The sequence below is a fragment of the Yinghuangia aomiensis genome (assembly GCF_039542225.1).
GTDB classification, from domain to species: domain Bacteria; phylum Actinomycetota; class Actinomycetes; order Streptomycetales; family Streptomycetaceae; genus Yinghuangia; species Yinghuangia aomiensis.
Map to the genome: position 1 here is coordinate 75,811 of NZ_BAABHS010000026.1, position 24,758 is coordinate 100,568.

29 protein-coding genes are annotated in these 24,758 nt (G+C 68.7%); 13 read left to right on the top strand and 16 right to left on the bottom strand.

From position 1 onward, the window contains the following. Window positions 1–202: 202 nt before the first annotated feature. A complete protein-coding gene (locus tag ABEA93_RS30095; protein ID WP_345678991.1) occupies window positions 203–1,114 on the top strand; it encodes a phosphotransferase in 912 nt (303 codons plus the stop codon). A gap of 4 nt (window positions 1,115–1,118) precedes the next feature. On the opposite strand, the gene ABEA93_RS30100 is transcribed toward ABEA93_RS30095, so the two are convergent. Next, window positions 1,119–2,492: an NsdA family TPR-like regulatory protein gene (locus tag ABEA93_RS30100; RefSeq protein ID WP_345678992.1), complete on the bottom strand. Its 1,374-nt coding sequence runs from the start codon at window positions 2,490–2,492 to the stop codon at window positions 1,119–1,121. Window positions 2,493–2,700: 208 nt separating this feature from the next. Here ABEA93_RS30100 and ABEA93_RS30105 point away from each other — a divergent pair, with 208 nt between their 5' ends. From ABEA93_RS30105 to ABEA93_RS30115, 3 genes are read left to right on the top strand one after another with little or no spacing between them, the layout of a single operon-like run. Beyond that, window positions 2,701–3,222 (top strand): bifunctional DNA primase/polymerase, encoded by a 522-nt coding sequence (locus ABEA93_RS30105; protein WP_345678993.1) that lies wholly within the window; start codon window positions 2,701–2,703, stop codon window positions 3,220–3,222. Then, entirely contained in the window at window positions 3,212–3,496 is a 285-nt protein-coding gene (locus ABEA93_RS30110) for a hypothetical protein (RefSeq protein WP_345678994.1), read from the top strand. The genes ABEA93_RS30105 and ABEA93_RS30110 overlap by 11 nt, the downstream gene beginning before the upstream one ends. 15 nt (window positions 3,497–3,511) lie before the next feature. Further along, complete coding sequence (locus ABEA93_RS30115) at window positions 3,512–3,802, top strand: hypothetical protein (protein ID WP_345678995.1); 291 nt, start codon at window positions 3,512–3,514, stop codon at window positions 3,800–3,802. A gap of 111 nt (window positions 3,803–3,913) precedes the next feature. Here the strand turns inward: ABEA93_RS30115 and ABEA93_RS30120 are convergent, their stop codons facing one another. Next, a complete protein-coding gene (locus ABEA93_RS30120; RefSeq protein WP_345678996.1) occupies window positions 3,914–4,657 on the bottom strand; it encodes a GntR family transcriptional regulator in 744 nt (247 codons plus the stop codon). A gap of 168 nt (window positions 4,658–4,825) precedes the next feature. Between ABEA93_RS30120 and ABEA93_RS30125 the strand changes: the two genes are divergently transcribed. From ABEA93_RS30125 to ABEA93_RS30150, 6 genes are all read left to right on the top strand, one after another. Continuing rightward, window positions 4,826–5,221, top strand: coding sequence for a plasmid replication, integration and excision activator (locus tag ABEA93_RS30125; protein ID WP_345678997.1), 396 nt, complete (start codon window positions 4,826–4,828; stop codon window positions 5,219–5,221). Window positions 5,222–5,335: 114 nt separating this feature from the next. Beyond that, a complete protein-coding gene (locus ABEA93_RS30130) occupies window positions 5,336–6,658 on the top strand; it encodes an FtsK/SpoIIIE domain-containing protein (protein ID WP_345678998.1) in 1,323 nt (440 codons plus the stop codon). Then, window positions 6,655–6,993: a hypothetical protein gene (locus tag ABEA93_RS30135; protein WP_345678999.1), complete on the top strand. Its 339-nt coding sequence runs from the start codon at window positions 6,655–6,657 to the stop codon at window positions 6,991–6,993. The genes ABEA93_RS30130 and ABEA93_RS30135 overlap by 4 nt, the downstream gene beginning before the upstream one ends. Next, window positions 6,990–8,594, top strand: coding sequence for a replication initiator (locus ABEA93_RS30140; RefSeq protein ID WP_345679000.1), 1,605 nt, complete (start codon window positions 6,990–6,992; stop codon window positions 8,592–8,594). The genes ABEA93_RS30135 and ABEA93_RS30140 overlap by 4 nt, the downstream gene beginning before the upstream one ends. Then, the gene (locus ABEA93_RS30145; protein ID WP_345679001.1) at window positions 8,591–8,809 is read left to right on the top strand and encodes a helix-turn-helix domain-containing protein; all 219 of its coding nucleotides are present in this window, start codon (window positions 8,591–8,593) and stop codon (window positions 8,807–8,809) included. The genes ABEA93_RS30140 and ABEA93_RS30145 overlap by 4 nt, the downstream gene beginning before the upstream one ends. Further along, window positions 8,809–10,068: a tyrosine-type recombinase/integrase gene (locus tag ABEA93_RS30150; RefSeq protein ID WP_345679002.1), complete on the top strand. Its 1,260-nt coding sequence runs from the start codon at window positions 8,809–8,811 to the stop codon at window positions 10,066–10,068. Before ABEA93_RS30145 ends, ABEA93_RS30150 begins: the two co-directional genes overlap by 1 nt. 346 nt (window positions 10,069–10,414) lie before the next feature. Here ABEA93_RS30150 and ABEA93_RS30155 read toward each other — a convergent pair whose 3' ends face one another. From ABEA93_RS30155 to ABEA93_RS30220, 14 genes are all read right to left on the bottom strand, one after another. Then, on the bottom strand, window positions 10,415–11,791 hold the full coding sequence (locus ABEA93_RS30155; RefSeq protein ID WP_345679034.1) for a tyrosine-type recombinase/integrase: 1,377 nt from the start codon (window positions 11,789–11,791) through the stop codon (window positions 10,415–10,417). Window positions 11,792–11,866: 75 nt separating this feature from the next. Next, a complete protein-coding gene (locus ABEA93_RS30160) occupies window positions 11,867–12,046 on the bottom strand; it encodes a helix-turn-helix transcriptional regulator (RefSeq protein ID WP_345679003.1) in 180 nt (59 codons plus the stop codon). A gap of 258 nt (window positions 12,047–12,304) precedes the next feature. Further along, complete coding sequence (locus ABEA93_RS30165; protein WP_345679004.1) at window positions 12,305–13,465, bottom strand: DUF3631 domain-containing protein; 1,161 nt, start codon at window positions 13,463–13,465, stop codon at window positions 12,305–12,307. After that, a complete protein-coding gene (locus ABEA93_RS30170) occupies window positions 13,462–14,388 on the bottom strand; it encodes a bifunctional DNA primase/polymerase (RefSeq protein WP_425585168.1) in 927 nt (308 codons plus the stop codon). Before ABEA93_RS30170 ends, ABEA93_RS30165 begins: the two co-directional genes overlap by 4 nt. A gap of 126 nt (window positions 14,389–14,514) precedes the next feature. Then, the gene (locus tag ABEA93_RS30175) at window positions 14,515–15,198 is read right to left on the bottom strand and encodes a DNA cytosine methyltransferase (RefSeq protein ID WP_345679006.1); all 684 of its coding nucleotides are present in this window, start codon (window positions 15,196–15,198) and stop codon (window positions 14,515–14,517) included. Between the two features lie 92 nt (window positions 15,199–15,290). After that, window positions 15,291–15,776, bottom strand: coding sequence for a single-stranded DNA-binding protein (ssb, locus tag ABEA93_RS30180; protein ID WP_345679007.1), 486 nt, complete (start codon window positions 15,774–15,776; stop codon window positions 15,291–15,293). 119 nt (window positions 15,777–15,895) lie between these two features. After that, window positions 15,896–16,801: a hypothetical protein gene (locus tag ABEA93_RS30185; protein ID WP_345679008.1), complete on the bottom strand. Its 906-nt coding sequence runs from the start codon at window positions 16,799–16,801 to the stop codon at window positions 15,896–15,898. A 155-nt stretch (window positions 16,802–16,956) separates the two neighbouring features. Further along, on the bottom strand, window positions 16,957–17,169 hold the full coding sequence (locus tag ABEA93_RS30190) for a hypothetical protein (RefSeq protein WP_345679009.1): 213 nt from the start codon (window positions 17,167–17,169) through the stop codon (window positions 16,957–16,959). Between the two features lie 160 nt (window positions 17,170–17,329). Beyond that, window positions 17,330–19,441 (bottom strand): hypothetical protein, encoded by a 2,112-nt coding sequence (locus ABEA93_RS30195; RefSeq protein WP_345679010.1) that lies wholly within the window; start codon window positions 19,439–19,441, stop codon window positions 17,330–17,332. A gap of 34 nt (window positions 19,442–19,475) precedes the next feature. Further along, entirely contained in the window at window positions 19,476–19,847 is a 372-nt protein-coding gene (gene traA / locus ABEA93_RS30200) for a plasmid transfer protein TraA (protein WP_345679011.1), read from the bottom strand. Window positions 19,848–19,926: 79 nt separating this feature from the next. After that, window positions 19,927–20,247: a WhiB family transcriptional regulator gene (locus ABEA93_RS30205; protein WP_425585163.1), complete on the bottom strand. Its 321-nt coding sequence runs from the start codon at window positions 20,245–20,247 to the stop codon at window positions 19,927–19,929. Continuing rightward, window positions 20,244–21,773 carry a hypothetical protein gene (locus tag ABEA93_RS30210; protein ID WP_345679012.1) on the bottom strand — a complete coding sequence of 510 codons (1,530 nt, stop codon included), beginning with the start codon at window positions 21,771–21,773 and terminating at the stop codon, window positions 20,244–20,246. The genes ABEA93_RS30205 and ABEA93_RS30210 overlap by 4 nt, the downstream gene beginning before the upstream one ends. A 23-nt stretch (window positions 21,774–21,796) precedes the next feature. After that, window positions 21,797–22,051 (bottom strand): hypothetical protein, encoded by a 255-nt coding sequence (locus ABEA93_RS30215; protein WP_345679013.1) that lies wholly within the window; start codon window positions 22,049–22,051, stop codon window positions 21,797–21,799. Beyond that, window positions 22,042–22,365 (bottom strand): hypothetical protein, encoded by a 324-nt coding sequence (locus ABEA93_RS30220; protein WP_345679014.1) that lies wholly within the window; start codon window positions 22,363–22,365, stop codon window positions 22,042–22,044. Before ABEA93_RS30220 ends, ABEA93_RS30215 begins: the two co-directional genes overlap by 10 nt. A gap of 417 nt (window positions 22,366–22,782) precedes the next feature. Here ABEA93_RS30220 and ABEA93_RS30225 point away from each other — a divergent pair, with 417 nt between their 5' ends. The 3 genes from ABEA93_RS30225 to ABEA93_RS30235 are packed head-to-tail and all read left to right on the top strand — an operon-like array spanning window position 22,783 to window position 24,737. After that, window positions 22,783–23,550: a GntR family transcriptional regulator gene (locus ABEA93_RS30225; RefSeq protein WP_345679015.1), complete on the top strand. Its 768-nt coding sequence runs from the start codon at window positions 22,783–22,785 to the stop codon at window positions 23,548–23,550. 12 nt (window positions 23,551–23,562) lie between these two features. Further along, window positions 23,563–24,312: a protein phosphatase 2C domain-containing protein gene (locus ABEA93_RS30230; RefSeq protein ID WP_345679016.1), complete on the top strand. Its 750-nt coding sequence runs from the start codon at window positions 23,563–23,565 to the stop codon at window positions 24,310–24,312. After that, the gene (locus tag ABEA93_RS30235) at window positions 24,309–24,737 is read left to right on the top strand and encodes an NUDIX hydrolase (protein WP_345679017.1); all 429 of its coding nucleotides are present in this window, start codon (window positions 24,309–24,311) and stop codon (window positions 24,735–24,737) included. Before ABEA93_RS30230 ends, ABEA93_RS30235 begins: the two co-directional genes overlap by 4 nt. The last annotated feature ends 21 nt before the right edge of the window (window positions 24,738–24,758 follow it).

Sequence of the window (24,758 nt, forward strand, 5' to 3'; positions counted from 1 at the left end):
TGCTGCCTCCGGATGAACCTGCGGCGTAGTCCGGCCGCTGCGGGGCCCGCCGTGACCGGCGTCCACGCCGCACGCGCGGCGGGTCCCGCAGCGGCACGCCGTCAGGCGTGCCGCCTTGATCCAGTAGAGACCAATTCGGCAATGATCGTTGGCTGCTTCTGACGCTGTGGTGGGTGCGGGCGTACCGGGTAACGTCGCGGTCATGGCGGACAGCGGGGAGTCAGGGACCGGGTTCACGGCGGAGACTGCGGCCGGCGTCTTGGCCGTGGCGTGTGCGGATGCCGGGTTAAGCGCGGTTGGGGCGTCGATGATGCGGCTGGGGGAGAACGCGGTCTTCCGGCTTGCTGATCCGGTGGTTGTGCGGATCGGGCGGTCTGCGGATCGGCTCGATGAAGCACAGCGCACGGTCGGTGTGGCCCGGTGGCTGACGGAGACGGACTACCCCGCGGTGCGGCTGGTGCCGGGAGTTCGGCAGCCGGCGGTTGTCGATGGGCGGGTCGTGACGTTCTGGCGGCTGGTGGCTGCGGAGGAGCGGTACGCGGACGTCGTGCAGTTCGCGGAGTTGATGCGGCGGTTGCACTGGTTAGAGGAACCGCCCTCGCTCGGGCTGCCGTACGTTGATCCGCTCGGGCCGACGCTGCGGCGGCTGGGGGAGCTTGGTCACCTCGCCGAGGATGACCGGGAGTTCCTGCGGCAGCGTGCCGAGTCGCTGGGCAAGCGGTATGACGGGCTTGAGTTCGTGTTGCCGTTCGGCATGATCCACGGGGATGCGAACGTGGGTAATGCGCTGCTCGATGAGTCCGGGCGGGCGGTGCTAATCGACCTGGACGGCTTCGAGCTGGGGCCGCGCGAGTGGGATCTCACGCTGACCGCGATGTACTACGAGCGGTACGGCTGGCACACGCGGACCGAGTACGAATCATTCGTGCGGGCCTACGGCTTCGACGTCATGAACTGGTACGGGTACCCGGTCCTCGCGGACATCCGGGAGCTGTCCATGGTCGTCTGGCTGGCGCAGAACGCCGACCACGATGCGCGGGCGGAGACCGAACTGCAACGGCGGATCTCCGACTTGCGGACCGGCGGGGACCGGCACGGCTGGCAGCCGTTCTAGCGGCTCAGGCGCTGTGCTGCCACAGCCGGTGAGTCTGGGCCTGGTCGAGGAATTCGGCAACGGCAGCGTTGCCGTCGAAGCGGTCGAGTCGGGCCCGGAACTCGTTGAGATACGCGACGCAGCGGGCCGACTTGAGCTGTCGGCCTAGGTCGAGGGCCTCCATGGCAGCGCGGCATGCCTGCTCGGGTTCGCCGCGGTCGAGTAGCGAGTCTGCGAGGACCATCGTGGCGAAGAAGTCGGAGCGGACGTACTTGCCGTCCGTGCCTCCCAGACAGAGTTCGGCGTACGAGGTTGCCTGGCCGGCCTGCGACAGGTCGCGGAAGCAGTGGCCGAACTCGGCGGACAGCTCTGCCTCGTCGAAGTAGCCGATGAACTCCGGATCCTCGCCGGGGTTGTGGCGGTCGAACGTCGACATGGCGGCGGAGAGTGCGGCGGAACAGCCGGCGTCGTCGCCGAGTCGGGCCAGGGCGCGGGCTTCCATGGCGTGGAACTGTGCGGACATGGTGGCGGTGCCATGGCGTTGGGTGCCAAGCAAGGCGGCGCGGGCAAGGTTGGCGGCCTCGGCGTAGCGGCCCAGGAACGTCGCCTGGTGGCTCATGGCGGAGAGGATGCTCCCGGCCAAGCGGCGGTCGTCAGCGGTCTGAGCAAGGCGGAGCGCCTGCACGAAGTAGCGTTGCGCCAAGCCGTGATGGCCGGAGTCGTAGCTCATCCACGCGGCCAAGAGGGTGCCTTCGGCGACCGTGGCGAACAGCGCGCGGCCTACGTGCTCGGTCGACCGGGCGTTCAGTAACTCGCGGACGTCGGAGTCCAGGTACTGCACGAGCGCGCGGCGGCCGTGTCCGCCCCCGAACCGGTTGTCCATGTCGACGAACATGTCGACGGTGGCGCGGATTGCTTCGACGTCGGACATGCCGACCTCGGTCCGCTCGCGGGGCTGGGGGAGCACCACACCTGACGGGGCGACAAGCCAGGCGAATGGCGCTGACTGCCAGGCGCTGAGATCGGGTGTGGCGCTTAGCAGCTCTCCGGAGTCGTGGAGGTCTGCGCGCCACAAGCGGCTGATCTCGTCCACGCTGTCATCGGCGGTCGCCGGGTACGCGACAGACGGAAGCTCGGTCCCCGATGGTGGGTCGCCAAGCCCGAGCATGTGAGCGGGCTTGCCGTAGGCCTTGACCAGATAGGACACGTACTCGGTCGGGTAGGCGTGGCCATTCTCCCAACGCGCGATGTTCCGCTTGAGCGTCTCGTCCGCGGGGATCGTGCGGTGTTCCTCGGCGGCGGCCTGGCGCAGGGCGTAGATCAGCCGCGTCTTTGACCATTCGCGCCGTTCGCGCTCGGCGCGTAAGAGTTCCGGTCGGTACGTCGGTGTGTTTGTCACCCGTGTATCGCCTCCCCCGAAGCGGCGTCCGTGGCGTCACGGCCACGTGTGGGTCATCTTCGCTATGCCGTAGCAAACCAGTCAAAGGGGTTGGGGTGACACGGGCGTGTCATCCCCTGTCGCCCCTTGTCATCTGTGGGTGCCCCGGGTCTGGAACTGATGGTGGAGGGGACCGGTCGGAAGGTCCGCCGGCACTCGGGAGACTCAGATGACGAAGCGTCACATCACCCGGGCCCCCAGCGTCTCCGGTGGTCCGCCTCGGTGGCTGACGGCGGCCGCGGACGATCCGGCGGAAGTTCGGGCGCATTGGCGCGACGAACCGTCGGAACCGCGGCTGTTGTCGACGGGGCGGACGTTCGATGCCGTGGTGGTGTCCGATGACCTGGGCGTCCGGACGCTGGAGGGGTATCGGGCTTTCGCGGCTCCGCCGCTGCCGACGGTGATTGACCACCGCACGCGCAAGGTTGCGTTTCTGATCGCGCCGCATGGTCTCGACTTCTGGGCGGCGACGATCGGATACCTGAGGGGTGAACCGTCGTACCGGTACTTGGGCGAGGGTGACTTCGTGCTTGTGCCGGGGGCCGCGCCGGAGGTCGGGGCGCGTCTTCAGTGGCTGTGTCCGCCGACTGCGCGGCCGGAACTGAACGCGGGCGCCATCGTCATGTTGGCGGGGCACTTGGTTGCCGCGTCGCGGCGTCTGGCTCGGGAGGCGATGCAGCATGCCGAGTGACGACTTCTCGTCCGACGCGGCCACTTGGTCGCCGATCGACACGGGCGCCTGGTACGAAGCGCGGGAGTCAACGGCGCTCCTGCGTGACGTCCTGGTCGCGGCCGGTCTGGCGGAGGAACTGCCGTACCTGCGGGCCGACGTCAACGCGTTCGGGCACGGCTTTGTCGAGCTGGGGCGCACCTCTCCGGCGGCGGCGAAGCGGCTTGCCGCGCTGCTCGCGTTGGGCTTGTCGGACGGCCGTCCGCTCCGTTCCATCGACAACGAAAACGACTGAGGAAAGGTCGAGTTGATGCGCATCGCTGCCGACAACGAACGCACCTGCGCGCCGCGTGCCGAGGTGTTCCACGACGGCATCCCGTACGTCAGCGGCTGGCGGGATGCCGACGCGGCCACACGAGAACTCGCGGACGCGCTGATGGCGGCCGGGCTCGCGGTCGGCTTCGGTGCGCTGAAGGCGGACGTGAACGTCCACGGTGACGGCTTGGTCAGCCTCGGGGCCGTACCGGCTGATGTCGTCGCCCGCCTCGCCGACCTGGTCACGCGTGGGCTCTGCGCCGAGATGGCGCGCCTTGCTGCGTAGAGCCACCTGGACTCCGGCTCGCCTCGCGTTCCCCCCGTGCGCGACGCGCTGAGCCGGAAACAGCGGACCCCCTCCCATGCCGCCACGCGGGAGGGGGTCCGCCTTTTCGTGTCACGCGTACCGGTAGGTGATTTCAAGGTCGTCCCCCGGGAGCTTGAACTCCTCCAGCACAAGCGGGCGTTCGTCCTGGTTCAGCGTGACGCGCAAGACCTGGAACAGCGGTACGCCCTCGGCGAGTCTGAGCGTGGTTGCCTCGTCCGGCATCGGCATGCGGGTGCGGACGTGCTCCGCCCAGTGGAGTTCATGCCCAACGGTCTCCAGCGCGGTGAACAGCGCGGGCGCCGGCGGCGGGGCGGTCTCCGCGTACGGCGTGCCGATAAGGACGGAGAACGGGACGTACGTACGGTGCGTCTGGCGCAACCGCCCGTGTTCCGCGGTTTGCAGCTCGTCATAGGTGAACATCGGCTCGCCCGGCGGGACGTGCAAGAGGTCCGCCAGGACCAGGGGCGCATCGGTGCGCGTGGCGGTCGGTTCACCGTGCACAGTCCAGCGGATCGCGTCGATCTCGACGTACCGGCCGTCAGACTCGCGCCGGAGTCCGCGCGGGCGCGTGATGTTCGGGCGGGCGTGAGGGGAGCGCACGAATGTGCCGCGGCCCATGGAAGCCTCGACCAATCCGGCGGCCCGGAGTTCGCCGATCCCCTGGCGAACCGTCGGCCGGGTCACGCCGAACTCCTTCGCCAAGACCTCTTCGCCGGGCAGGGCCTGGCCGGCCAAGTACGTCCCGTCCAAGATCCGTTCGCGCAGGTGATCGGCAATCTCGCGGTACTTCGGCTTCTTTCCCGCCTGTGGCATTGCCGCCTCCGTCGACTCGTCCCGCGCCTGGCTCGATCCCGGTAAGCATCTCGCGCGCCAAGCCACTTGACAACCCGTACTACAGGTGTCCATCCTGAATTGCACCTGTAGTACAGGTGGACGCCTGGTCGGTCCGGGTGTTGTCGAGCTGAGGGAGACCAGCGGGTTATGGCGATCAAGGGTGCGATTCCGGTGGCGTTCGGTGACGTGTTCCCGGTGGGGGCGTTCGCGACGAAGGTCGAGCCGGTGTCCGACTTCGAAGCGTCCAAGGGTGGTCAGCAGGTTCAGGCGCGGGACAAGGCGTCCGGGCTGCCGATGTGGGCGGTCACGGTGTCCGACCCCGACCCGGAGGCGCGCGAGGGTTCGGTGAAGGTGAAGATCCCCGCGTCCGTGGCGCCGGTGCTGCCGGACGAACTGCCGGGGCTGCCGTTCCGGCCGGTGGAGTTCGAGGGGCTGACGGTCACGCCGTGGGTGAACGGGTCGGGGCGACTCGCGTACTCGTTCCGGGCGGCTGGACTGCGGGCCCCGATGGCGGCGGGGAAGCCGGCGGCCAAGACGGGCTGACGTTACGTACGTGTGTTCGTGCGGGATCCCGGCGTCTTGGTTACTTGGCGGTTCCCCGGCGCCGGGATCCCCCCGATCAACAGACCTGACGATCTTTGAAGGGGTGTTCCCATCATGCACAAGTCCACGGGGGTGGACTGGCGGAAGCCCGCGTATGTCGCGGGTGCGATCTTCGTTCTCTACCTGGCGGCGGATCTGAAGTTCGGGCCTGGCGGCTCGTTCCTCGTCGCGGCGGCGTTCATCTTCGCCAGCGTCGGCCTGGCCTGGTGGTGGTACTTCTCGTTCGCTGGCCGTGTCCGGCGCGGCTGGCCGCTGCTGGCCAAGGCGATCGGGTTGTGGCAGCAGGACCCGATCAAGCGGATCAACGAGGAATTCTCCTACGCCTGGCCGGTGATCAGCCGGATCAAGCGGGAGCCCAACGGCTACAGCGTCCGCGTCCTGCTGCTGCCGGGGCAGACCCCGGACAACATCGCGGACCATACGGAAGGGATCGCGCACACCTGGCGCGTGTTCCGCGTCGATGCCTCGTCCCCGAGTCGGGGCGTCGTGCTGCTGCGGGCCTGGGTGTCCGACCCGTTGGACAAGCCGTTCGGGCCCGCCGCGATGGGCATGCCCGGCCTGCCTGGGGTCCGGGACCGTGAGCCGGTCAAAGCGCCTGCTCCGGCGCGGTATGACTCGGTGGCCCTGGGGCGGTGTGACGACGGCTCGCCGTGGGTGCTTCGGCTCCACGGCACGCACGTGATGGTCGCGGGCGTCACGGGCGCCGGTAAGGGCTCGATTCTGTGGGGTGTCACCCGTGGCCTGTTGCCGGCGGCCCGTGCGGGGCTGGTCGAGCTGTGGGCGCTCGATCCGAAGCGGATGGAACTCTCCTACGGCCGTGCGCTCTTTCAGCGGTACTCCAGTGACGCGGCCGAAATGGTCGAGATGCTGGAAGACGCCGTACGCGAGATGTCGGCGCGGGCGCACCGGTTCGCAGGCAAGGTCCGCAAGCACGAACCCTCGGCGGACTGCCCGTTCGTCGTGGTCATGGTCGATGAGCTGGCGTTCCTCACGGCCTACCAGCCGGACCGGGACCTGCGGAAGCGCGCGGACGCGGCCATTGCCACCCTGACCAGCCAGGGCCGCTCCGTCGGGTTCTGCGTCCTGGGTGCGCTCCAGGACCCGCGTAAAGAGGTCATGAACCTGCGGAACCTGTTCCCGGACCGGATCGCGCTCCGCCTCGACGAACCGGCGCAGGTGGACATGGTGCTCGGCCTCGGTGCCCGGGACCGCGGCGCGACGGCGGACCTGATCTCGCCGATTCCGGACGTGGGCGCGGGCGTGGGCTACGTGAAGCGGGAGACGCACCCGGAACCGGTGCGGGTGCGCGCGGCGTACGTCTCGGACTCGGACATTGACGCGATGGTGCGGGACTACACGCTCGGGGGTGCGGCATGACCGGCAACGACAACCGGGCCGATGTCGCTCGTGGCGTGATCGTGCTGCGCTGCCTGGCGGACTTCCTCGCCGCGCGACGGGGCCTGCCGGACGTGATCGGCGTTCAGATCAACTGGTCGCACGCCGATCGGGTCTGGGGTGTCCTGGCACAGCTGGCGGTCGACGCGGGTCTGTCGGAGGTCGAGCGGTGGGCGCTGGCGCTCGATGACGCGGTGGTCACCTCGCAGGAGGTCGACGGTCCGCGGGGGCCCTACACCTCGTACGACGCGGCTGGGACCGTCCACGGGCACCCGGTGACCGTGTGGACGCACGTTCGCCACAAGGAAGCACGGTGAGCCCGACCACGCGGGCGGAGCGAGCCCGCATGCCGCTCGCCAAGGAGGTTGTGCGGGCCGCTGCGCTCGAACACGGGGTGTGCATCCGCCCGATCGCGCTGCGGCGCACGGACGTGGTGACCGGTCAGATTGAGATCATCGACGTTCCGTGTGGGGCGACGCTGGCGAGCGTCTGCCCGACCTGTGCGGAGCGCAAGCGGCAGCTTCGGATGGCGCAGTGCCGTGAGGGATGGCACCTGACCGAGGAACCGGCCCTCGACGCGGACGAACCCAACGACTGGCAGCGCGCCTTGGTCGAAATCCGCGCGGACGTCACCAAGGAACACGACGCGGCCGGCGGCCCGGAACGCGAACAGCTCGCCGCGGACCTGGCGGCGCTCGATGACGAGATCACCCGCGCCGGGGTGCGGGGCAACGTCGACCCGGACAAGCCCAACCGGCGGACCCGTTCCACCCGGCGCCGCCAGGACGTGGCGGACCTGCCCCGGCGTCCGGTCGAAGCTCGGACGGTCGGCAAGGCGTACACGGGCCCGGATGGGAAGACCTTCCGGCCCTCGTTGTTCGTCACGCTCACCCTGCCGTCGTACGGCCGGGTCCGCTCGGACGGGACACCCGTCGACCCGACGACGTACGACTACCGGCGCGCTGCTCGTGACGCGCTGCACTTCTCGAAGCTGGTGGACCGGTTCATTCAGAACCTGCGGCGCCTGGTCGGCTTCGACGTTCAGTACTTCGCCGCGGTCGAACCCCAACGGCGGCTTGCTCCGCATGTCCACCTGGCGATCCGGGGCACGGTCTCCCGAACCGAACTCCGTCAGGTCGCCGCGGCGACGTATCAACAGGTCTGGTGGCCGCAGTGCGACGAACCGGCCTACGGCGACGACGCGGCGCCGGTGTGGGATGCGGATCTCGGCGCCTACGTCGACCCGGACACCGGGGCCCCATTGGCGACCTGGGATGAAGCCTTGGATGACCTCGATGCGGACCCGGCAGCGGAACCCGTGCACGTGGCCCGGTTCGGCGTCCAGGTCGACGCGAAAGGCGTCCTCGTCGGCTCCGACGACGCCAAGCGCTGCATCCGGTACCTGGCGAAGTACCTCAACAAGTCGGCTCACGAGTGCCATGAACCGGCGGGCGACACCGAACGGGCGCACGTCGACCGGCTCATGGATGAACTGCGCTACGAGCCGTGCTCGCCCGGGTGCGCGAACTGGCTCCGCTACGGCGTGCAGCCCAAGAACGCCCGCGCCAGCATGCGACCCGGCCACTGCAAAGCCAAGGCCCACCGCCGAACCCATCTCGGCTACGGCGGCCGACGGGTCCTCGTCTCGCGCAAGTGGTCCGGCAAGACCCTCGCGGATCACAAGCACGAACGGCGGGCCTGGGTTCTCGATCTCCTCGGCGAGATGGACGGCGGTACCGACCCGGATCGCTACATGTGGGAGCACGTCCGACCGAGTGACCCGGACGTGCCCTCGATCTCCCATCGCCTCCTCCGTGCGGTCGCCGAACGGGTCCGCTGGCGCGGGGCCCTCGACGCGGCCAAGGCGCGCGCCGACGGACAGCTCGGAGATTCGGCAATCACGGGGAGGGCCGCATGACGGCAAAGGCGAAGGTGATGGGGCCGCTGTTGACGGTCCCGCAGGTCGCCGAACGGCTGAACGTAGGGGAGCGCTTCGTCCGGCGGCTGATCGCTGAGCGACGCATCACGTTCGTGCGCGTCGGGCGACACGTTCGGATCGAGCAAGCGGCCGTTGACGCGTACATCGCGTCCGGCGTGGTCGAGATGGTCATCGTTCGGGGGAGGGCCGCGTAATGGCGAACAACAAGGGCAACCGGCGTCGCTTCGGGGCCGTTCGCAAGCTGCCCTCCGGGCGCTACCAGGCGCGGTACCCCAGGCCGGACGGTCAGATGCGTCCCGCCGACAAGACCTTCCCGGACAAGACGACGGCCGAACGGTGGTTGGTCCGCAAGGAAGCCGAGATCCTCGAAGGTCGTTGGCGCGACCCGGATGACGGCAAGCTGACGGTTGAGCAATGGGGCGAGCGCTGGTTCGCGGCGGCCAGTCCGGAACTGAAGCCCAAGACCCGCGCCTTGTACTCGGGCCTGATCCGGCTGTGGATCAACCCGCGTCTCGGCTCGTACCTCGTCCGCGACGTTCGGCCCATCACGGTCGCGGAGTGGATCGCGGGCCTGCACAAGGCCAAGTTGAGCGCGTCGCGGATCCGGACCGCGTACCGGGTGTTCGCCCAGATCATGCAATCCGCGGCCGATAACGACCTGATTTCCATGACGCCGTGCCGCGGGATCAAGCTCCCTCGCCTCCCGGAACCTGAGCCGCGCATCCTGACCGACGCGGAGGTCGAGCGCCTCGTCTCGGCAACGAACGCGCCGCACGACCTCCTGGTCAAGCTGCTCGTCTTCGCCGGCCTCCGCATCGGGGAAGCCTTCGCGCTGCGGCGCTCCGACGTCGACGTTGACGGCGGCTGCATCACCGTTGACGAGTCGCTCGCCGAGATCTCCGGCAAACAGATCTTCGACACCCCGAAGAACCACCAAGTCCGCCGGATCACGCTCCCGGCCTTCCTTGTCCGGGAGCTGGGAACGCACCTCGACCGTAACGTCGGCAAGGCTGGTTCAGCCCTGCTCTTCGTCGGCCGAACCGGCAAGGCACTGCATTACAACGCCTGGCGTACGGCCCACTTCGACCCGGCGGTCGAGCGTGCTGGGCTGAAGGACGTCACGCCGCACGCGCTTCGGGCGACGCATGCCACCTGGGTGGCGGACCGGCACGGGGTGATGGCGGCGGCGGCACGCCTCGGCCACTCGAACGCGAGCGTGACGACGCGGCACTACGCTCGGGCTGTCGACGGTCGAGACGCCGAGATCGCCAAGAAGCTGGATGCGGAGCACACTCGCATGCTGGCTGCGGACTACTGCGGTGACCCGCAAGCCGTTCCTGATGAGGTTCGCAGTGGTCATAAAGACGGTGAACAGCAGAATGAACGCCATCTGGCACAGAACTGGCACGACGACGATGATGGCGGCGCGGCCGGGGCACTGGTACCCGTCTGATCTGCACCCGAGCACAGACCAACCGAGATCGTCTTTCAGTCTGTAAATCTGTCGGCTGATGCCTACGCAGGTTCGAACCCTGCACCCGCCACCCCTTACGAAACAGCCTCTGACCAGCATGTTCGCGGTCAGAGGCTCTTTCGTTTCCGGCATGTTGAGGGCCTATCCGAGATGGGTGGCTTGTCTCACTTTGTCTCACCGTTTTCCACAGGTGGATCAAGGTCTGTGGAACATACGTGGAATGCGAGCAGAGCGTCAGGCGCCCGATCGCTGGTCAGCTCGGTGCCTAAGTGGTCTTCCGGAAGACCACCATCCCGTACGGGCTCGTGACGTTCCGGAAGGCGTCTTATGCCTCTCCAGCGCGCCACTGCTTCATCGCGTCAGCGATTCGTCGGTTCGCCTGGTCCACGACGCCGAGCATGCACTTGGCGTAGACCCGCAGCAGCACGTTGACGCTGTGGCCGGCGCGCCGCGCGACCTCCATGGGGTCGACGCCGGAGTTCAACCACAGCGACACGCACGCGTGGCGCAGGTCGTATGGACGCTTGGCGAGCGGCGAGCCTTGCTGGTCAGACGTGAGGGCGTGCTTGCGTGCAGTCGCCCACACCTCGCCGTAGCCGCTCTCTTGCACGAGCCCGCCCCGGGCGGTGCGGAACAGTCGACCGTCGGGCGCGGTCCCATGCAGGTAGATGTGCCACCGCAGCATGGCAACCAGCTCAGGCGGGATGGGGACCGGTCGCGTGGCCTTCTTCGCGCGGCCCTTGAGTGTCCGCTTGTCGTGCGACTGCCGGTCGTCGGTCCACATCTTCCCGACACGCGGCCGCGACTCGCGGAGGTTGAGCGTGCCCCACCCGCGTTTCGGCAGCACGCAGTCACCCTTCATCAGCCACACGACCTCGGCCGGACGCATGGCCGCGTGGTACATGCACCCGAAGAACGCCGCCAAGTGCCGACCCCGCGCGCTCTGCGCGTACACGGCGTGAAGCAGGGCGTCCGCTTGGCGGGGGTTGACCACGCTTGCAGGCTCGACCTGTTCAGCAGTCTTCGGGGCCGTCCATTGCACGGCACTCAGCGGGTTCGCAGTCAGCCTCCGCAGTTCCACGGCAAACCCAAGCGCGTTGTGGAAAATCGCGCGCTTGCGCTGGACGGTGGAGGCGGCCGCCGAGCCGCCGTCGAGCCGCTTCGTGAACGCCGTCAGGACCTTCCGAATGATCAGGGGGTCGTCGAGGGCGCTCATCGGGAGGGCATGTTTCTCAACCCATCGGAGCGTCTCGGCGACGTCCTCAGGCGGTTCCTCGTCCCAGCGGTGGAGGTTGAAAGCCCAGCCGTAGAGCGCGAGTCGGAGCGCTTCGGCGGAGGGTTTGCCTCGACCATGGCCCAGCAATGCCGGCGTCGCCGTGGCGAGCGCATCAGCCCACGTTGTACGGGTCTTCGCCGGGGCATCAGGCCACTTCATCTCGACGTAGTCCCGGGCGTGGCGATACCACGAGACGTCGTCGAGAGCGCGAGCCTCCGGCATCGGTAGACCGGACGTCTCGTCGAACGCAGTCCCGTCCTGCACGTACTTCATCAACTCGGCGCGACGGTTGTCCGCGAGCCCCTTCGTCTTGAAGGATTTCGAGAACGGGGTGTCGCCGACTTTCCAACGGACTTCGTACACCGTGCCTTTCGCGCGCGGGTGCACGCGCATTTCCCAGATTCGGACCTTGAATGTCGGCTTCAGCAAGACTCGTCTCCCATGGGTCGGGCCCGGTACGGATGTGCTCCGTACCGGGCCCGTGTGGTGTCGTGCGGGTTGTCAGTCGGCGAGTGCCGCCCACCACGCGTCCAAGTCCACCTGCCGAATGCGGAGTTGACCGTTCGGCAGCTTCTTGAACTTCGGGGCGGTGCCCTTGGCGCGCATGCGGTAGTACGACGCTCGGGAGATGCCCAGCTCCGTCAGCAGCTCGGGCAGCTTCATCGTCCTGGGGCGACTCATCAACCACTCCTGTGGCGGGTATGGCAGGGGCGCGGCCCCCGCTTCTGAGGTCCGCTACATCCGCTACATCTGCTACATCGCAGGTCAGAGGCATGATCGATGTAGCAGATGGGTGCGGATGTAGCGGATGAATGCGCTACGAGACCTCGCCGCGCGTGTAGCGGATGGCGCGGCGTGTAGCAGATGAGGTGGGGCTGTCCGCTACATCGATCACGGGCTTGACCTGCGATGTAGCGGACGTAGCGGATGTAGCGCTTCTCAGGAGAGGGGCGGGCAGTACCGCGCCCATGCGTCGGACAGGTCGCTCGCGTAGTAGCCGCGGACGACCATCCCGGATGTGGTGCGGATGTTTCGCGCAATGATCGGGGAGTTGTCGGCTGTGACGTACTCCTTGAGCCAACGGGCGAGCCCGCGGGCGTCGAGGGGGCGTCCGTCCATGTCGCCCCACGGCGCGTCGTCCATGGCGGTCAACGCGCTGATGATGCTTGCGGTGGGCATGCGGTCGGCTCCGTCAAACACGGTGTCGCGCAGGTCAGTCAGCAGCCGGATCCCCACTGAGCCTTTGTCGTTGGCCGCGCTCGCGGTCACCAATTCCAGGCAGGCGGCGCGGGCCCGTTCGGGCCAGTCCCCGCCAGCAGCGTCCGCAACCGCAATGAGCGGTTCCCAGACATCGGCCGGACGGTCAATGACGCCCTCGGGCATCACGGGCCATGCCTCCGCGACTTGCTCACGAACGGTGTCGGCCCACTCAGCCAAGCGGCCGCGCAGTGCATGTCCCTCCGCGGTGTGGAGTCGGTCCCGGAACGGCTCGACGTGCTCGTTCGGTGCGCGTCGGCGCATGCGGATGATGACCGAGCGGGTCAGCACCGTGTCAGGCAGGGAGCCGAGCCCGGCGAGTGCGACCGCGCAGAAGCACCGGAACTGCACCACGGTCACGTTTCCGCCTTCTCCGGTGCACCGCGGGATGACGCCGGCGCGCTTGTGGCCAGCGTTCAACCACCCGCGCAGTTCCTCATTTCCGCTGGCCTTGGGCCCGTACACGGCGTCGACTTCATCGAAGAGCACGGTGGGACGCTCGCCGAGGTCCACGCCGACCGAGCGGAACAGCGCGGCCGCAGACGGGGTGACGACAGGCATTGCCCGAGGAACGAGCGTCTCCACGATCTCCAGCGCCCGCGACTTCCCCGACCCTGGCTCGGGTGAGAGGAAAGCAAGCCGCGGTGTAGACCCAAAGCAGTCCAGCAAATGCGCGTGCGCGTCCCACAACGTCACGGCCACGTAGGCCGCTTCCAGCGGGAACACGTTGAATCGACGATGGAAGGCCTCGACCTCATCAAGCACGGCGGAGCCGTCGACTCGCGGTCCGGTGTCCACGGGAGGAAGAGCGCTCTTAAGGGGCGGGGTATTGGGCTCGGTCACGCCGCCCCCTTGCGGTTGTTGCGGATCGACCAGTCAAGCGCGCTTCGGAGGGACGGAATGCTCTCGGCGTCAGACAGCCCGGCTGCCGCCGCTGCCTCCTTAAGAGCGTCTTCCACCACTGCGCGCGGGATGTCGTCGGATACGACGAGCCGTCCCAAAGCCCGCGCGGCCCGGACAAGCGCGGTGTTACGGGTGCCTTCGGGCGCGTTCGCCACGTTGGCCGTCTCGTTGCGCAAGGCCGTCGCCGCGTAGGCGGACGCAACACGCACCGCGCCAAGAGCCACAGGCCCTCGGACGGGCCCGGGAACGGGCTGCAGGATGCCCAGCAGCCATGCCGGGAGCGGCGCCACGTCGACGTCTCGCGCGACCGTGTACGGACGGCCGTCGACAACGCTGCCAGCGGCAATCACGTAGCCCCGTCGGGCCCGGGTGTCGACCTTCCACCCGAGCTTTTCGACCGTGCTCGGCAGTGCCGGTCCGGGCGGTGCAGCGAAGTACAGGTGCATGCCGCCGGATCGGGTGGTGACGGCGAATGTCCGGTCCGGGAAGGGCTGTCCCGCGTTCTTCGCCAAGGCCGTGAGCACGTCGGCGCCGTGGCGGACGTTCAGGCCCGACCACGGCTCCTTCTTCGGCTTGTCCTCGGCGTGCTTGGGCATGTCGAGGTCCACGACAACCAAGCGGCTCGGCTCGGTCACGATGCCGATGTTGAACGGCGCGCGTTCCCAGTGACGCGCGATCAGCGCGCGGTCGGTGCTCGCCCGGTCGGGCCAGTCACGGATTGCCGGTTCCTTGCCGCCGGGCACGAGCGGGACAACGTGCCACCCCCGCGCTGCCCACGCGAGAGCGGCCGCTTTGAACGGGTTGCGGTCCGCGACCGCTTCCGTCGGGCGCTTGGCTTCGTCGAGGGCGGCCTCGGCACACAGCTTGTGCGAGTGCCGACGATCGTCGTCGAGGAGGTTCGTCGGCCGGCCGCAGTGCACACACGGCGCGGGACGGCCCGACCAATGCGAGTTGTCGCGCCAATTGAGTGAGGTCATGTCCGCTTCCCCTCACGCGGCCAGGACGGACATCGCGAAATACGCCGCGACGGCACGTCCGATGTGGTGGGTGTATGCGGGCGGGATGGCTTCGGCGAGTTCGCGCCGGACGTTCGTCCAGTCGATGCCCATGGCGGTCTGCCATTGGGCAACGGTGCCTTTGCCGCCGCCTTCGCCGTAGACCGCGAAGTACGGGCCCTCGAACCATTCGCCGTGCCGCATCCCGGCGACGCGGCCGCGGTGCTTGCGGTGCGCCGGTTGCGGGACGGACAGGCCGTGAATTTCAAAGAGCCGGTGTCGGATGACGGCGAGTCCGAACATCTCGCCGCACAGGCGCAGGTCTCGGCGCAGTTCGGCGCCGGCGACGTTCTCGATGACGAACGGCACCCGGGCCGCGGTGAGCACGTCACGGGTCGGGCCGATCAGTCGCGGGTAGGTGCGGCCTTTGTTGGTGCCTTTCGTCAGCGCGCACGCGTCCTGGCAGGGTGGGGAGGCGTGGACGAAGTCGAAGAGGTGCGCGTTCGCGGCGGCGTATTCGATCGCGTCCGCCTGCACGAACACATCGCCGCAGTAGTTCGGTTGCGGGGCGATGTCCACGCCGGTCACGTGGAACCCGGCGAGTTGGTAGCCGCGTGCGGCGCCGCCGGCGCAGCAGAACAGGTCCAGCACTCGCGGCCGGACGTCGGGTCGGTGCATGCTGAAGGTCTCCGATCTGCCCCGTGAGGGGCGGGTAAGAGACCCGGGGCGCCCGCTTCCGCCAAGAAGAGTTCGGGCGCCCCGGGGCGTGTTCAGAACGGCGGGTTGTCCTCGGCGGCGCCCGTCTTCGCGGGAGCCCAGCCGTCGCCCGGGCCGTTGGCCCACGGGTCGTCGCTCGTGCTGCTGTTGCGCGGCGTGCCGTTGCTGCGGTTGGCCTTGGTGAGGGTGGCGGTCGCCCACGTCAGCGACGGGCCGATGTCCTCCAGTTCGAGGACGACGCGGGAGCGGACCTCACCGGACGTCTCGTCCTTCCAGCGGTGCGTGCGAACGGTGCCGGTCGCGATGACGCGGTCGCCCTTGTGCAGGGACTCGGCCACATGCTCGCCGAGGGCACGCCACGCGGTGGTGTCCCAGAACGTCGTCTCGCCGTCGCTCCACTGGTTCGACTGCTGGTCGAACTTGCGCGGGGTGACCGCGATGGAGAACCGGGCGAAGAACGCGCCCGAGGCCGTGAAGCCCGCGTCCGGGTCCCGCGTGAGGTTGCCGGTCACGGTGATGTGCGTCGAGTTCGTGCCCACGATGCTGACTCCTTGTCAGTCGTCGGTGTGCTCGGATGCGATGCGGGAGGGCAGTCCTTCCGGCCGTCCCCCGCGGCCCCGGAAGCCAACGGGCTTCCGGGGCCACGGCGAGCGGCGGGTTAGGCAGCGTCGACGACGGGAGTGCCTGATCGGCAGGCCCAGGGCGAGCAGCCGTCCGGGTCTCCGTCTTCCATGAGCTGGTCGGCGACCGCATCGAACAGATCGACCTGTCGCGACTTCCATTCGCCGCGGGTGACACGGTCGATCGGTGCTTCGTCGAGCGGCACCATCGCGCGGTGCAGGTACGCCTTGCCACGCAGCGTCTTGCCCTTGGCGTTCGCGCTGGCGCCGCCGCCGCGTATCGCGTGGTCGAACGTGACGGCGTCGGCGAACTCGTCGGGGTTCTCGTCGCGCATGCGACGCCATCGTGCGTTGCCGCTGAACGGGCAACCAATGCATGCGCTCTTCGGGGTGTCGCCAAGGCCGTTGGTCGTCAGGTAGCGGCGGCAGTCGTTGCGTGACATGCCCAGGTCGAGCAGCGGGAACTTGTTCCGCGCGTACTGCACGTCCGCGTCCTTGGCTCGCTCGAACTCGTCGATGCTGATGCCGATCGACTGGTTGACGTGCCTGCCAGCGGGGGCCCTACCGATCGAGCCGTCTTCGGAAACCTTCGCGCCAAGCAAGGCACGGACCGCTGCCTTGATCGGCTTGAGCTTGTACTCGTTCGTGCACTGTCGTCGGGCCAGCCCGCCACTGCCGTCCGGGTTCTTGACGAACAGCGGCATGGATGCGAACCGGTGTTCCGGGTTCAACGCGTCGTCCCGGATGTTCCCGCGGCCGACACGCAGGATGGGGATCCCGGCCGGCTGTGCAATTTCTCGGTCGATGCGGTCCAAGTGTTTGTAGACCGAAGCGGGTTCCCAACCCGTGTCGGCGAACACCGCCGCGTCGTACTTCGGGATGACGCCCTCGGCCGACAACAACAGCAGCGCGGTCGACTGGACACCCGCGCCGAGCGACAGCACCCGCGGCGTGGCCGTCACCGGCCGCGTCCCGTCAGGCTGGACATTTCACGGTGGTTCATGAGCATGCTGGGGCTCTCCTGTACTCGCTAGCGGACACAGGGGCCCCGGGGCAGCCGGCTCTTCTTGGCGGTTGGGACGGCCGCCCCGGGGTGAGATCAGACCTTCAGCTCGGCAACCTCGTTCGCGCGGTCGTTGAAGAGCGTCCGGTGGTAGACCGTGGCGACGACGACGCGCTTGTTGGTGCGGTGTTCGGACGAGAGCAGGCTCTGTCCCTTGGTCAGCGCGGCCGCGTCGTTCGGCTCGCTGTAGTACTTGCTGCCGTGGCTGCTGCCCGCGGCGTCCTTGAACTCGATGTAGAACTCGGCCATGGCGGAGCGACCCTCCTCGGGTTTTGGTGACGTTGGGTGAGGTGTGCGTGAGCGTGCGCACGCTGGTGTGCGCGGGCGCGTGCGGGCCTTTATGCGGGCGCGTACGCGGGTGCGGGGGTGTGCGTGCCGTGCGCACTGTGCGCACGGTTTCGGCGCACAGTTACGCGGCGTAGCCCTCGACCGGGACGATTTCGTAGCGTCCGGCGGTCGGCGTTTCGCGGAGACGGCCCTCGTCGGCGAGCCGGTTGAGGGTCCGGGACACCCACGAACGGGAACGTCCCTGCCACTGCCGGGTAATGTTCCGCGGGCCGATCTCCGTGTGGCCGGCGGCCTCCAGGGTGTCGACCAGCGCGAGGAGTTCGGCGTACGCCTCGTCCTCGTTCAGCTCGCGCCGCGGGAATGGCGACGTCTCGCCGAGGGCGATCGACTCGGCGCCGTCCGGCAGCGGCGGCAACTCCTCGTCGGGGTCGACGACAAGCCCGTCATCGTCGCCGGACGCGTGCATAGCGGCTGCAAGCTGCGCGTCGTCCATCGCGGCGAGTTCGCCATCCGAGTAGTGGTGGCGCGGCTGGTCGTCGTCGCCGATGTTGAACGGCGTGTCCACGATTTCAGCCTCCGGCAGCCGGTCCGGTGTGCGGTCGCGCAAGGTGATGTCGGCGCGTGGGGCCGGGACGCCGGCGCGGGCTTCCCGGGCCTTGGTCGTGGCCTGCGCGCGGTATGCCGCGTACACCGATCCCGCCGCGCGGGCGGTGACGCGGTCGGCCGTGGCGCGGATGCCCTTGTAGATCGCGATGAGTTCGCGGATCTCTCGGCGTCCGTCCTCACTCGGGTCGAGCCGGAACGTGCGGTTCGGCATGACCCAACGGCCGAGGGTGCGGCCGGGGCTCTGGAGGTAGCAGGAGCCCGGCTTGCTGTTCTTCCACGCCTGCGGGTTCGCCCCGGCCTCGATCGTCTCGTCGTTGAGGACGAACGTCGCGTCCACGGGCTTCTGGCAGCCGAACATGAAGCCCGTGCCGAACTCCGACCGGACGTCGGTGTCCATGTTCGTGCCCGAAGCGCGCTGGAGGCTGACCGACAGGATGACGCCGGCGGACCGGGCCTGCTGTGCGATCGGCTTGAGGTTCGGGTTGTCCGACACCGTGCTGTCGGCCGCCTCCTCGAAGTGCGCGACCACGAGCGGGATGCGGTGCTTCGTCCAGCACTCCGGGACCCACTGCTTGTAGCCGAGGCGCCCGAGCTGATCGGCGCGGGCCCGAATGACATGCGGCAACGCTTCGAGCATCGCCTCGACACCCTTCGGCGTCGTCTCCACCCAGTCGAGGCCGCACTCGATGTCGCCGAGGGTCTGACGTCCCTTCGACGGGTCGCCGACCCACAGCAGCACATCCGAACGCGTGAGGACTTCCAGCGCCAAGACGAGGAACGCCTCGGACTTGCCCGAGCCGTTCATGCCCGCCCACAGGATGTGGCTCGCGTTGCGCGGCACGTCCGGGTCGCCCGGGAGGTAGAACTCCAGCGGGAGCCCGTCCTCGCAGACACCCATGACGATCGGCTTGGCGACCGATCCGCCGGGCACAGACGGCCCGGGCCACGGCATCGGCTTCTTCAGCACGTCCTGAGCGACCAGCGACATGGTCACGCGCGAGTGGTCGTCCGGGTCGGCGGTCATGCGGACCGCTGTCGCCGGGATGCCAGCCGCCGAGGCGATGAGCCCGGCCTTGTTCTGCGCGTCGGCCGCGGTCATCTTGCCGCGTTCAAGCTGGAGGGTCGCCTCAACGCGGGAACCCTCAACACTGCCCTTGACGACGTTGGCCTTGGCCATGCCAACCATGTCGAGCAGCTTGTCTCCGCCCGCCGCGTCGGCCTCGGCGGAGTTGCGGAGCGCGTACCGGACGTTCCACGACAGGGCGAGACCCGCCCCGCCGATCGCGTACATCGTGCCGACACCGCCAGTCAGCGGACCGGCCACGGTGCCCGCGGTGACGTACGCGGTCGCGGCCGCCACGGTCACCGTGGCGTGCCCGCGCAGACGCGGCGAACGCCGGGACGCTTCCTGCCACGTCGCGGCCGTAACCGCCGTCGACGCGGCGCCCATGACCGCGGTCGCCGCGGTGTTGTCCTCGAAGTGCGCGTGACCGAGCGCCGCGGCACCGCCGAGGACGCCGACGATCAGCCACGGCGGGAGGAACGGCGCGGTACGCGCGGCAACCCACTTGGCCATCTGGGCGCCGACGTCCGCGCTCTCCTTGCGGAGGGAGTTGCTTGCTGTCATTGCTCCGGTAGTCCTCTCGGAGTCGTCGGGGCGATCAGGACGCGAACGTGAACTTCGGCGCCGGCCTCTTGTGGCCGGCCGCCTCCAGCTCGGGCGCGAAGTGCTTGAGGAACGCCGCGTAGCACTGAGCCATGCGCGCAGCCGCGGCCTTGGACTCCTCGGCCGCGATGTCGACGTGCCGCGCGATGGTGAACGCGCGGACGCGGGCCCCGCCGGGCACGTTCGAGTTCAGGACGGGGATTTCCTTGAGCACCGCGCGCAGCAGCTCGGAGCCGATCGCGAGGTCAACGGAGACGTCGCGCAGCAGCTCACGGCCGGCGTTGGTGTACGTGCGGATGGACTCCGGGTTGATGAACTCCGGGTCCATCAGGATCTGACGGGCGTTGCCGAGGGCACGGCGAGCCATAAGGCAGTCCTCCAAGAAGAAGCGGGGTCCGGTCGAGTCCGGACCCCGCACGAGAGATGTGGCTGTGCTTGCGCGGCCGTCAGGCGGCCTTGGCGACCTCGGCGGCCGTGCGGTTCACCTTGCGCCGCAGCGCCCGGCGCTCCTCGACGGTCAGCCCGCCGCGGATGGTGTGCTCGTCGTGCTCCTCCAGCGCCGCAACGAGGCAGTCACGGCGGACCGGGCAGGACCGGCACAGAGACTTCGCCGCGCGCTCGCGCATCTCGCGGGCCGCGTCGGACTCGCGGACGTCGTCCGGCTCGCTGAACCACTCGGCGTACGCGCTGCCGCCGCTGGTGTCGCGGCAGGCCGCCGCGTTCTGCCAGCGTTCGCGCGGACCGATCGCGGTCTTGTTGACGTTCATCGGGGTGTCGCCTCCTCGGCGGTGGTGGTGCCGGACTGGACAGGAAGAGTCAGGACGGTCGCCCCGCCGACGTAGCGCCGCTTGGCCTCGTCGAGGGCGTCCTTGGCGGTGTCGTAGCGGCAGCCGAGCGCCTGCTGAGCCGCGCGGTAGGACACGTCGCCGCGGTGATCGCGGAGCAGTTGCAGCGCGGCCGCGACGTGATCCCGCGAGCCGTTGGCGGACGCTGGCGCGGCCGGTTTCGCGGCCGGACGCGGCGCCTTGCGGGGAGCGGCCGCGGTCGGCCGCGACGGTGCGGCGGGTGCTTCCCGGGGAGCGCGCTCGGTCGTCGCCGAGACTGCTTCCGGAAGCACCGGAGCGACGTCGGCCGGGAGCGTTTCCGGGTGCTTCCCGTGCTGGTCAGCGGGGTGGGAAGCGCTTCCGTCGTGCAGGAGTTCATGCACCCGCCACAGGACGACGGGAGCGAGTCCAGCAACCGCGATGCGAATCACGATGTGCACCCACCCGCCGGGAAGCACCGGCAGCAGATGCACCGTGACGTTCGTCAGCACCATGACCGTGATCGCCCATCCGACTTCCTGTCGGCGCCGGAACGCGGCGATCACGTACGCGTCGATGCACACCGGACCGAACGCGGCGAAGAAGCCGAAGCCCGCCCAGGTGTACAGGTGGTACTCGCCGGACGCGGTCAACGCGACCGCGGCGAGAAGCGCGACGAACGGGAGCACGCGCCCGAGGACGTTCGTGCGCCACCGCAACCGGTCAAGCTTCGTGGCGAGTTCGGCGCGCGACTCGTCGGCGGCCGCGCGGATCGCCTCGGCCTCGTGAAGCGCGGCCGAGGCCCGGTCCCGCTCGGCTTGTGCTTCGCGGGTGGCTTCGGCGGTGATCCGGGTTGCGGCCGTTCGTGCCTGAGCGCGCAAGGCGTCTGCGGCTGCCTCGGCTTCGGCGCGAACGCGCTCAGCTTCGGTGTTCGCGGTCACGGCCGCCTCGTCAGCCCGCCGCTTGGCCTCGTCGACGATGCCGCTCGCTGCCGCGTGTGCGTCGTCGACGATGCGCTTGGTCTCGCCGCGGGCCTCGTCGACGAGGGCCTGAGCGCGTTGCTTGTCGCTCTCGGCTTCGTCGAGGACGCGCGCGGCGTAGGTGTCGGCCGTACCGCGAACACGCGCCGCGGTCGCCGAAGCGTCCTCGCGGACCGTGTCCGCGGTGCTCCGGGCCTCGGCAACGATCGTCTCGGCGGTTTGCCGAGCCCGCGCCACGAACTCTCGCCCCGCGACGGTCTGTTGCCGGGCTTCGTCGCGAGCGATCGCGGCGGCCGTCTCCGCCTGCTTGAGCACGGCCTCGGCGGAACGCCGATCGGCGGCCGCTTCGGCACGTACGCGGTCGGCCTCGGCTTCCGCTTGGACCAACAGCTCACGCGCGGCGTGTTCGGCTTCGTCCACAACCTGTGTGGCGTGAGCCTTGGCATCCAGCGCGGCCGTCAATCCGGTCGGCTCGGGCGTCCATAACGGCGCGGGCCCCGGGGTCGCCATCTGTGCCAGGCTCGGCGGCCGCTTCACTCCCCACCGCCGAAGAGCCCCGCGGCTTGTCGCCAGGCCGCGGCTTCCGTGCGGTGCTCGTACTCGTCCCACGTGCGCGTGTCCCAGCCCTCGGCCGGTCCGTACCGCGCCTCCAGCTCGGCGACGAGCGTCGTCATCCTGCCTACCTGCTGACGGAAGCGCAGCAGCCGGTTGACCGCCTCGTCCGCCAGCGCGTAGGCGCCAGCCGTGCCCGCGGCCGGCTCGGCCTGGCGAATCAGCGTCACAGCCATCGCGCACCGCCGATCCGGCCGCCGCGCAGCTGCGCGCCGTACGCACAGACGCGGTAACCGCCGCTCGGCCGGCCGACGCTTGGCGACGGTCGCGACTTCGAGGCCGCCAAAACCAACGTGGTCGCGTAGGCCGCCGACTCGACGTCCTTGCGCCACAGGTCGGACAGCACGTCGTACGCGACATCCAGCCGCGCCGCGCGCTCCGACTCCGACTCGACCGCGGGCCCCATGAACAGAACCGGGTCGATGCCGAGCACCAACTCGGCGTATTCGGTCCCCGACGTCGCCGGGGAAGCCGCAACAATGGTTCGCAAGTCGCTCTCCTCTTCTTCAGGAGGTGACCCACGGGGCGGCCGCCGGACCTTGGCCGGACGGCGACCGCCCCGGCGCACCTCAGTGCGCCTCGCCACGTATGACGAGTGGCCATGACCCCCGACCCGCGACCGGGATCGGCGCGGATCGAGGACCAAAAGCACTCGTGTCTGTGGTCATTCGTCACTCTGTTGAGTTCTCAAGGAACGCGCTGTCCCGACGGGCGTGCGGCGCGCCAATGCCGCCTTCCCTGCCGGTCGCTCGGTCTCGGCGCCATGCAGAAGTGCAGCTCAGAGCAGACACAGCGACCCGAAGACCGCTACGTCACTGCCTCACTAGTGAGGTAGTGACGTCACCGTAGCGCGACAACTCCGACTGCCGCAATACCTCACTAGGGAAGTCGCCCTACGATGGCTCGCATGGGCATTGATCCGACCGACCCGCGGCCGCCGTCGCGGCAGATCGCCGACGAGTTGCGCGAGCAGATCGTCAGCGGAGACCTTGAGCCGGGGCAGCCGCTGCCCTCGGAAAGTTCGCTGGTCGCGACGTATGGAACGTCGCCGACGACCGCGCGGCAGGCCGTACGCCTGCTGAAGGAAGAGGGCCTGGTCGTCTCCGAGCGCGGCCGCGGCGTGTTCGTGAAGAAGCAGCCACCCACCATCCACATGGGCTCGCACCGCTTCTCACGCAAAACGCGCGCCGAGGGCAAGGCAGCGTTCGAGGCGGAGATAGAGGCCCAGGGACGTCGCTGGGGCCAAGAGATCCTGGAACTTGCCGACGTCCCCGCGCCGAAGTGGGTCGCCGAGTGGTTCGGCATCGAGCCGGGCACTGAGGTGTTCGTACGGCGCCGACGCAACTGGGTCGACGACGAACCCACGCAGATCGCCGACAGCTACTACCAACTGCCGACCGTCCAGGACACCGCGATCCGCACCGAGGACACGGGCCCCGGAGGCAGCTACGCACGCCTTGAGGAGAAAGGCCACCGGCTGGAGCGCTTCCGCGAGGAAATCGCGATCCGCATGCCGTCGCCCGATGAGACCAAGGCTCTCCGCCTGTCGCCCGGCATCCCCGTGGCCGAACTCCGGCGCATCGCGTTCACCGCGGAAGGCCCCGTGGAAGTACTGACGTCAGTGGTCGCCGGCGACCGCCACGTGTTCTGCTACGAGTTCCCCGCACCCGAGTAGACAGGAAGAACCTTGCAGGTCACCTACACCAGCGTTCCGACGCCGGGCGGGATCAACGACGACTTCGTCATCGCGGGGGAACGGTTCGTCGTCGTCCTCGACGGAGCAACGCAACTCAGCGAGTCCGGGTGCATCCACGACGTCCCATGGCTGGTCAAGCGCCTCGGGACCCAACTGGCGACCGCCATCGTGACCGAGCCGGATGCATCGTTGACGTCCATCCTGGCCGGCGCCATCGAACGCGTCTGCGCCATGCACGCCGACACCTGCGACCTGACGAACACGAGTAGCCCGTCCACCACGGTCGCGCTCCTGCGCCACCAGGGCGAGACGGTGGACTACCTCGTCCTGTGTGACTCGCCGCTCGTCATCGAGACCACGGACGGCAAGGTCCAGGCGTACACCGACGACGCGACGAAGCACCTTCCCGGCTACACACAGGATGACCTGCGCAAGACCCGCAACCAGCCCGGAGGGTTCTGGGTCGCCAGCACCAAGCCCGAGGCCGCCGAACACGCGGTCATCGGCTCCCTCAACGCCGCGGACGTCCGCCGCGCGGCCCTGATGACCGACGGCATGTCCCGCCTCGTCGAGCGCTACGGTTGGTCGTGGTCCCGCGTCATGGACGTCGCCGAAGCCGAGGGCCCCGCCGCCGCCGTCGCCGCAGTCCGCGAAGCCGAGAACGCCACCGCCCCCGGCACCTTCCGCGGCAAGCAGTACGACGACGCCACCATCGCGCTGTGCCGCGAGTTCATCTCATGACCGAATCCGCCAAGCACTCCGTCAGCGTCGCTGGCGTCATCGTCAACGACGAGGGCCAAGTCCTCCTCATCCGCCGCCGCGATAACGGCCATTGGGAACCGCCAGGCGGAGTTCTTGAAATAGACGAGACCATCGCAGACGGCCTACAGCGCGAAGTATTTGAGGAGTCGGGCCTCAGTGTCGAGCCGATTCGACTTACAGGAATCTACAAGAATATGAAGCTTGGCGTCTTGGCCTTGGTATTCCTGTGTCGAATCGTGTCCGGCAAACTGGCCTTGAATCCTGAGGTCAGTGATTTCCGCTGGGCAAGGCGAAGCGAGATAGAGAATCTTATGACCGCAACGTTCGCACGACGCGTCACAGATGCGCTCGACGGTGACCGCACAGCCTCCGTCCGGTCTCACAATGGACGCAATTTTGTGTAAACAAAGCAGAGAGTTCCATTT

What these genes read in the sequence shown, in the direction of transcription:
- ABEA93_RS30095 (WP_345678991.1), top strand. Translation starts at nt 203, where the DNA reads ATGGCGGACAGCGGGGAGTCAGGGACCGGGTTCACGGCGGAGACTGCG.
- ABEA93_RS30105 (WP_345678993.1), top strand. Translation starts at nt 2,701, where the DNA reads ATGACGAAGCGTCACATCACCCGGGCCCCCAGCGTCTCCGGTGGTCCG.
- ABEA93_RS30110 (WP_345678994.1), top strand. Translation starts at nt 3,212, where the DNA reads ATGCCGAGTGACGACTTCTCGTCCGACGCGGCCACTTGGTCGCCGATC.
- ABEA93_RS30115 (WP_345678995.1), top strand. Translation starts at nt 3,512, where the DNA reads ATGCGCATCGCTGCCGACAACGAACGCACCTGCGCGCCGCGTGCCGAG.
- ABEA93_RS30120 (WP_345678996.1), bottom strand. Translation starts at nt 4,657, where the DNA reads ATGCCACAGGCGGGAAAGAAGCCGAAGTACCGCGAGATTGCCGATCAC.
- ABEA93_RS30125 (WP_345678997.1), top strand. Translation starts at nt 4,826, where the DNA reads ATGGCGATCAAGGGTGCGATTCCGGTGGCGTTCGGTGACGTGTTCCCG.
- ABEA93_RS30130 (WP_345678998.1), top strand. Translation starts at nt 5,336, where the DNA reads ATGCACAAGTCCACGGGGGTGGACTGGCGGAAGCCCGCGTATGTCGCG.
- ABEA93_RS30135 (WP_345678999.1), top strand. Translation starts at nt 6,655, where the DNA reads ATGACCGGCAACGACAACCGGGCCGATGTCGCTCGTGGCGTGATCGTG.
- ABEA93_RS30145 (WP_345679001.1), top strand. Translation starts at nt 8,591, where the DNA reads ATGACGGCAAAGGCGAAGGTGATGGGGCCGCTGTTGACGGTCCCGCAG.
- ABEA93_RS30150 (WP_345679002.1), top strand. Translation starts at nt 8,809, where the DNA reads ATGGCGAACAACAAGGGCAACCGGCGTCGCTTCGGGGCCGTTCGCAAG.
- ABEA93_RS30160 (WP_345679003.1), bottom strand. Translation starts at nt 12,046, where the DNA reads ATGAGTCGCCCCAGGACGATGAAGCTGCCCGAGCTGCTGACGGAGCTG.
- ABEA93_RS30175 (WP_345679006.1), bottom strand. Translation starts at nt 15,198, where the DNA reads ATGCACCGACCCGACGTCCGGCCGCGAGTGCTGGACCTGTTCTGCTGC.
- ABEA93_RS30190 (WP_345679009.1), bottom strand. Translation starts at nt 17,169, where the DNA reads ATGGCCGAGTTCTACATCGAGTTCAAGGACGCCGCGGGCAGCAGCCAC.
- ABEA93_RS30195 (WP_345679010.1), bottom strand. Translation starts at nt 19,441, where the DNA reads ATGACAGCAAGCAACTCCCTCCGCAAGGAGAGCGCGGACGTCGGCGCC.
- traA (WP_345679011.1), bottom strand. Translation starts at nt 19,847, where the DNA reads ATGGCTCGCCGTGCCCTCGGCAACGCCCGTCAGATCCTGATGGACCCG.
- ABEA93_RS30205 (WP_425585163.1), bottom strand. Translation starts at nt 20,247, where the DNA reads ATGAACGTCAACAAGACCGCGATCGGTCCGCGCGAACGCTGGCAGAAC.
- ABEA93_RS30210 (WP_345679012.1), bottom strand. Translation starts at nt 21,773, where the DNA reads ATGGCGACCCCGGGGCCCGCGCCGTTATGGACGCCCGAGCCGACCGGA.
- ABEA93_RS30215 (WP_345679013.1), bottom strand. Translation starts at nt 22,051, where the DNA reads ATGGCTGTGACGCTGATTCGCCAGGCCGAGCCGGCCGCGGGCACGGCT.
- ABEA93_RS30225 (WP_345679015.1), top strand. Translation starts at nt 22,783, where the DNA reads ATGGGCATTGATCCGACCGACCCGCGGCCGCCGTCGCGGCAGATCGCC.
- ABEA93_RS30235 (WP_345679017.1), top strand. Translation starts at nt 24,309, where the DNA reads ATGACCGAATCCGCCAAGCACTCCGTCAGCGTCGCTGGCGTCATCGTC.